We start from the raw sequence: 6,736 nt of genomic DNA, 5'->3' as shown, positions 1-6,736 counted from the left end.
GAAGCATCAAATATATAAACGAACGCTGCGAAACCGAGTATGACGCGTCGGGTCAAGCTTTGCGCTCTATGGGTACAGTGCAGGATATCACCGACCGGGTGCAGGCAGAAAACGCATTAAAAAAATATGCCGCACAACTAGAAACCCTCAACACCATTGCCGCAGCGCTGACTACATCTTTAGAGTTAGATCAGGTACTGGAACTCATTCTCGATCAAATCGGCAAAGTAATCCTCTTTGATAGCGGTGCTATTTTCCTGTATGAAGACGCCGGATTGCGCGTGATGGTCGATCGCAATCTCACCCGATCACCCAGAGGGCATCTTTTCCCCGGTGAAGACGAGCTGTTTGCAGAAATCCTGCAAACACACACACCGCTAATCTTGAACAATCCGAGAAAAGATGCCCGATTTAAAAATTGGGGGGATTCTGAACATATAGCCAGTTGGATGGGTGTTCCGCTGATTGTTCGTGATACCCTGATTGGTTTTCTCACGCTCGATAGCAACCAGCTCGAAGCTTACTCGTCGGAGCAAGCCGAACTTACCCAGCCATTCGCAGCTCAGGCGGCCCAGGCCATTGAGAATGCGCGTTTATACGCCCGCGTGATCCAAGATACCAACGAGATGGAGCGACGCGTTCAGGAGCGCACCGAAGAATTGCAAAGCTTCGTCAACCTGACCGCAGGGCGAGAAGTTCGTATGGCTGAGCTAAAACGGGTGATTGTAAAACTGCGCACGCAATTGGAAAACGCCGGAATGACCCCTATTGCGAATGACCCGTTGCTAGGGCCAGTTGATAAACGGTAAATACCGCAGCCTAACTGTGAAACGCCTGTTGCGCCAACGCCAGCGCCCCTAAAATCCCTGCCCGCTGGCCAAGCGCCGGGGGCACAATAAAACCATCCATTTGATCGCTGATCTCAGTCACCGCCAAATAACCATTCAGCCGGGTCTGAACTTTTTGTCGGATCAACGGGAAAAGATGCGTTTGCTGCATCACACCCCCGCCCAAAATTACACGCTGTGGAGCCAGGGACAGAGTGAAATTAATGATGGCATCCGCCAGATAACTGGATTCAAGCTCCCAGGCGGGATGTGCATTGGGCAGGCTTTCGGCGCCTCCGCCCCAGCGTGATTCCAGCGCCGGGCCGGAGGCTAAACCCTCGAGACAATCCCCATGAAAGGGGCAGCAACCCTCAAAGGGGTCCAGCCCCCGATCATGTGGCAAGCGGATATGCCCCATCTCGGGGTGCATCACCCCGTGCAGCAGATTACCCTCCACCATCGCCCCACCGCCAATTCCTGTGCCAATCGTCAGATAAATGAACGTATCCAAGTCCTGCGCTGCGCCCCAGCGATGCTCGCCCAATGCAGCGGCGTTCACATCGGTATCGAAGCCAATGGGCACATCAAAAACTGCACGCAACGCGCCAACAAAATCGGTCTGTGCCCAACCCGGTTTGGGTGTGGTGGTGATATAGCCAAAAGTTGGTGAAGCAGGGCGCGGGTCAATGGGGCCAAACGAACCGACGCCGATGGCGGCAAGTTCTTCGGCATAAGGCCGGAAAAACGCAATCGCCCGAGGGAGTGTTTCCTCGGGCATTGTAGTTGCAAAACGGGCTTCATCCCGAATATCTTCGGGGCCAGTGCCGACTGCGCAAACGAATTTTGTGCCCCCTGCTTCGATGCCGCCGTAAAGAGTCATTTAGGGGCGCGTGCCCTCAATTGGGTAACCCGCCGCGCTCCAGGCTTTTAGCCCGCCCGCCGAACTGGTCACATTTTCGTAGCCAGCCTGAAGCAGAATATCGCGCCCGGCCTGGCTGCGATTGCCAGAGCGACAGATCACAACAATCTCCTGGTCTTTGGGAACTTCATTCACACGGGCTGGGAGTTCATCCAGTGGGATCAGGGTAGTATCGGGGGCATGGTATTCGGCCCATTCTTCGGGGGTGCGCACATCGAGCACGAACGCGCCTTCTTCGTATTTTTGATAGGCTTCTTCAACTGTGATCTCGCCGGGAAGTCCGGCTGAAGAACCGCCGCTTATGATGAAAGCCAGGCCGCCAACGGCCAGGAGAATCACGAAAATAATTCCAGCCCACATCAGGTTGGATTGTTGTTGTTTGTTTTTGCGTTTCGATTTTTTCTTTGCCATAATAATAAACTCCTGAGAATTACGCCTGTTCGGCGAAGATTTTACCTGTAAATGGTTGGATGCGCTAAGCCCAGGTTGGTTACATTAAGAGTTGTTTCCAAATAACTACTATCTCGGCACCCCCTGCCTACGGCGGGGAAAAGTCGCAAAAAAGGGTGTGTATGGGGTGCTGTGCACCCCATACACACCCTTTTTTGCGAAATCTTGATTGCGAAGGCGTAGCCTGAGCAATCAGGTTTATTCAGGTCTTAGTTGTCTTCCAGCCGGAAGATGCGCCCCTGCAAATCGGCCAGATACACTTCTCCGGCTTCATCTTCGCCAAAGGCCGAAATATTCACGCCGGTTTCGAAAAGTTGTGCATTTTGCCAGGTGCCATCCACTGTGCGCAGCAAAGCCCAAACCCGCCCGGAACAGAAATCGCCATAGAGATAGACGCCCTGCCATGCAGGCATTGCCCCGCGATAGACCACGCCCCCGGTGACAGAACAGCCCTCGGTGTGGTTGTATTCCGCCACAGGCGCGATCAGGGGAATCCCCTCGGGAGCAGTACCCTCGAAGGGATGACTGGCCTCCATCACATCCCAGCCCAGGTTAGCCCCTGCGGGCGCGCCAGATTCGATGAAGTCAATTTCCTCCCACTGGTTTTGTCCCACATCACCAATATACAAATCCCTATTGGCGCGGTCAAAAGCATAACGCCACGGATTGCGCAAACCATACGCCCAAATTTCGTTGCCAAAAGGATTATCGGCTGGAACGGAATAGGGGATTGTATCCACGTTCAGGCGCAGCATTTTGCCCAGCAGCGTGTTCAGATTTTGAGCATTACCTTCCGGGTCATTCGCCGAGCCGCCATCGCCGGTGCCGATATAGAGATAGCCATCCGGGCCAAAGACTAGATGTCCGCCGTTGTGGTTGCCGTAGGGCTGTTTTATGGTGAGCAAAATTTCTTCGCTGGCAGGATCGGCAATATCCGCGTCGGCAGAGACGCGGTAGCGGGCAATTACCGTATCGCCGCGGGCATCGGTATAGTTGGTAAAAAAGTAGCCGTTTTGCGCGTAACCCGGTGAGAAGGCCAAACCCAGCAAACCTTGCTCGCTGCCGCTATCGTCGATGCGGGTACGAATATCCAAGAACGGGGTTGGCAGCAATTCGTCGTTCTGCCAAATGCGGATCGTACCGGGCTGCTCGATGATAAAAAGTCTTCCGCTGGCATCCCCGGCGTGAGTCAGGCCAACCGGCTTGCTCAACCCCTGGGCGATCTCGGCCCATTGGTATTGTGCCGCGTCGGGCAGGGTTTGCACATTTTCGGGCGCGGTTTCGGGCGGGGGCAGCGTGTAGCTATCGATAATCTCGCCGTTAATGGTGATGAATTGGAAAGTAATTTCGGCGGCATCGGCTTCAACCAGCATGGCGCCGTGGTTGCTGTTATAACGCACCTGACTTTCGGGCAAAATAGCGCCAAACTCGTAGCGCGGCCCGCCGCCCAGCCCGTTGATGAAATAAGGCAGCGCTCCAATTGTCAGCCGTTCGTAAATATGATCGTGCCCAGCGATGACTGCGCTGGCGCCCCAGGTCTCAAAAGGCCATCGCATCCAATCAATGGAACCATGCACACCCGAAGAATAGGGCGGGTGGTGAAAATAAACAATCTTCCACGGGGCGCGCGAAGCTGCCAAAGCCTGTTGCAACCAGGCTGCCTGGACAGAAGACATGCCCACGCCATCGGGCTCATTTGAATCGCTATCCAGGGCAAAAAAGTGCAACGGTCCCCAGGCAAATTCATAATAACGCTCGTTACCGGGCAGCTCAAAATAATCAAGATACGGTTGTGCATCCGGCGTGCGCCAGTCGTGGTTGCCAAGCACCGGGAAAAAGCGATTGTTCTCAGCTCCCGCTCCATAGCTGCCAGAATAAGGAGCAATAAATTCATGATAATACTGCCCGATATTGGCATCGATTGTATCGGCGGCGCCTGCTTTATAGTTATTATCGCCCGTTGTGAGAATGAAATCGGGCACCCAGCCTTTGACCAGTGCAGCGACATCGGCTTCGGCCTGACCATCCAGACCATAATCCCCGATGATGGCAAAGCGGACGCGCTCGAGAGTTGATTCTGCCAGTTGGGTGGATTCTACCTCCGGGGCTGACGCGGCGGTTTCAGGGGCGAAAGGCGTCCGCGTCGGCTCGCTGATTGGCACAGTAAAAGTGGGCAACGGAGTCGTAGCGTCGGCCTTGGGTAACAATCCGCAGGCCGCGAATAATAATGAGAACAGGAGCATATTGGAAAAATATTTGAGTGATTTATTCATCAATCTCTTGGAGCGGTTCGTTTTCGTCAACATACTCCCCTTCAACAATTTCTGGTTCTTCATCCTTCGGGTCACTCCACTCGCCAGGAATGGTATTCCGTAAAATTTCGCGGTGCTCCTCCACAATTTCAGACGGGCACAACTCGATAAACGTATACACGCCAATAAAAATTACCAATGCGTCATCAATGGGGCCGGGGGCAATATCCGGAAAAATAAAGTACAAGATCGATGCAAAAGGCAGCGCTTTGAGCCACCACCGGACACGGCTATCGGCCATCAAGCGGAAAACCAGCCGGATTTCATTGCTGATGCCGCGAAAAAAATTACCGTCATATTTAGTGGGTTTGTCTTCTTTACCAGTCATAGAACGCCTCCGTTGATTTTGCGTCAATTATACAGGAAGATACCCGAAAGTAGGGGGACAAGGTGGGCAAGCCATATAATAGATTCTTACGATGAACACATCAAAAGGTTGTAAAATAGAGCGCACTAACGACATCGATATATAAAGGAGTTACTTTGATACGCGGCATTATATTTGATTTTGACGGTTTGATCCTGGATACTGAAAGCACGGTTTACCAATCCTGGCGGGAGTTCTATCAGCAATACGGGCAAGAATTACCCTTTGAAGAGTGGGGGCAGGTCATCGGCAGATCATCCAACGAGCATTTTGACCCGCTGGCGCGGCTGGAAGCGCTTCTGGGGCAAGAGCTGGACCGCGCTGCAGGCGAACAACGTTTGCAGCGCGAATTAGAACTGGTTATGCTACAACCGATTTTACCCGGCGTGCTGGACTATCTCAATGCTGCCCGGCGCCTGGGCCTGAAACTGGCTGTGGCTTCCAGTTCGGATATTGAGTGGGTCGGCTGGCATCTCGACCGACTGGACCTGAGACGTTATTTTAATGTTGTGCATACATCCGATGATGTCACACAGACCAAACCCCACCCGGAGCTATTTCAACTGGCGCTGGCGTCACTGGGATTAGCTGCTACAGAAGCCATCGTGCTGGAAGATTCATCCAATGGTGTGACCGCGGCAAAACAGGCAGGCATTTTCTGTGTGGCTGTGCCCAATGCTCTGACGCGCCAACTCCCCCTCGACCATGCCGATTTGCGCCTGAATTCGCTGGCCGAAATCTCCCTTGAGCGTTTGCTGCAAAACATTGATCGCGAAGATTTTAAGTAGATTGCGGAAAATATGTATCGGTCAATAGTAGCTTGAATAGAGAAACCATCGTTGTCATTCCGAGCGCAGTGAGCGTAGCGAGGAATCCCTTTGAAGCGGCTTGACTCATCACTTGCATAGGCACTTTTTAACATTCCGGCTAAGGGATTCTTCACTCCGCTGCGCTCGCTGCGCTCGCTGCGCTCGCTGCGCTCGGAATGACGCGTACTCAAGCTTTTGTTGAAAATTACAAGATTGCGGAACTTTTTTACGCAAAGGTGCAGAGAATGAACCAAGCATACCTGGCGTCTTTGCAACTTTGCGCCCTGGCGTTTAACGCTTGTGGATGGTCGCGCGCTACACAGGGGCGCGATTAGTGTATACTATTCTTGGATGTCTGCAAGCAATTGGGGAACGACATCGTTCAGGAGGCTGCACATGAGAATCGTAGGAAAAATACTCGCTTTTATCTCTGTAATTATATTTATCGCTGCGTTGCTAGTATCAGTGCTGGTGTATGATACCGGACGGGTCGTATTCAACGCGCCGTTGGTCAAACAAATTCTCACAGATATTGCCACACAATCCGATCTGATCCCTGCCGGGCTGCAATGGTACGCGGAACGTCAGGCTCAATTGCGCTACGAGACGGGCGAAGTTGAAGACTGGCAAGACGAACCCAATATTCTCGATTTGCTTGGTCTCCTCACCATTGACGATTGGCGCGCCATCCGTTATGAAGTTCTTAGCGATGAAATTTTGCAAGACTGGATTTCTACCACCGTAGATGGCGCCTACGCCTGGATCGATTCTAACGGCCGCGTTCCTGACATCCAATGGAACCTGGCCTTGTTCAAGGAACGCGTCGCTTCCGAGCATGGTCGTAATGCCGTTCAAATTGTATTTGATACGCTTGATCCCTGCACCGAAGAACAAATTGCCGATTTCAAAACCCGGTTAGCAGCTGCTCCTGGCGGGAAGAAAACACCCTATAATTTATGCCGTTTCCCCGATCCCTGGTACCGTGACCAAATCGGCGATTATCACGATTCGCTTGTACTGATTCTTGCCAACATTCCAGACCTTTTTGATCT

Annotated in this window: 7 protein-coding genes; 3 read left to right on the top strand and 4 right to left on the bottom strand. The window is 52.6% G+C overall.

The window, feature by feature from the left end; genetic code table 11:
* Window positions 1–809 (top strand): GAF domain-containing protein (locus HN413_01575; protein ID MBT3389081.1); only part of this gene is annotated, 809 nt, incomplete at its 5' end.
* 10 nt (window positions 810–819) lie between these two features.
* Here the strand turns inward: HN413_01575 and HN413_01570 are convergent.
* The 4 genes from HN413_01570 to HN413_01555 all read right to left on the bottom strand — a co-directional run bounded on the left by HN413_01570 (window position 820) and on the right by HN413_01555 (window position 4,836).
* Entirely contained in the window at window positions 820–1,707 is an 888-nt protein-coding gene (locus HN413_01570; GenBank protein MBT3389080.1) for an ROK family protein, read from the bottom strand.
* The gene (locus tag HN413_01565) at window positions 1,708–2,157 is read right to left on the bottom strand and encodes a rhodanese-like domain-containing protein (protein ID MBT3389079.1); all 450 of its coding nucleotides are present in this window, start codon (window positions 2,155–2,157) and stop codon (window positions 1,708–1,710) included.
* A 248-nt stretch (window positions 2,158–2,405) separates the two neighbouring features.
* A complete protein-coding gene (locus tag HN413_01560; protein ID MBT3389078.1) occupies window positions 2,406–4,469 on the bottom strand; it encodes a hypothetical protein in 2,064 nt (687 codons plus the stop codon).
* Window positions 4,462–4,836, bottom strand: coding sequence for a hypothetical protein (locus tag HN413_01555; protein ID MBT3389077.1), 375 nt, complete (start codon window positions 4,834–4,836; stop codon window positions 4,462–4,464). The genes HN413_01560 and HN413_01555 overlap by 8 nt, the downstream gene beginning before the upstream one ends.
* Before the next feature lie 158 nt (window positions 4,837–4,994).
* On the opposite strand from HN413_01555, the gene HN413_01550 reads away from it, so the two are divergent.
* Both HN413_01550 and HN413_01545 read left to right on the top strand, forming a co-directional pair.
* Window positions 4,995–5,663, top strand: a complete 669-nt coding sequence (locus HN413_01550; protein MBT3389076.1) for an HAD-IA family hydrolase — start codon at window positions 4,995–4,997, stop codon at window positions 5,661–5,663.
* 417 nt (window positions 5,664–6,080) lie between these two features.
* Window positions 6,081–6,736 (top strand): hypothetical protein (locus HN413_01545; GenBank protein ID MBT3389075.1); only part of this gene is annotated, 656 nt, incomplete at its 3' end.

Source organism: Chloroflexota bacterium, from assembly GCA_018648225.1.
Classification (GTDB): Bacteria; Chloroflexota; Anaerolineae; order Anaerolineales; family UBA11858; genus NIOZ-UU35.
This window is presented reverse-complemented; position numbering and strand designations above follow the sequence as displayed.

What these genes read in the sequence shown, in the direction of transcription:
- HN413_01570 (MBT3389080.1), bottom strand. Translation starts at nt 1,707, where the DNA reads ATGACTCTTTACGGCGGCATCGAAGCAGGGGGCACAAAATTCGTTTGC.
- HN413_01555 (MBT3389077.1), bottom strand. Translation starts at nt 4,836, where the DNA reads ATGACTGGTAAAGAAGACAAACCCACTAAATATGACGGTAATTTTTTT.
- HN413_01560 (MBT3389078.1), bottom strand. Translation starts at nt 4,469, where the DNA reads ATGAATAAATCACTCAAATATTTTTCCAATATGCTCCTGTTCTCATTA.
- HN413_01565 (MBT3389079.1), bottom strand. Translation starts at nt 2,157, where the DNA reads ATGGCAAAGAAAAAATCGAAACGCAAAAACAAACAACAACAATCCAAC.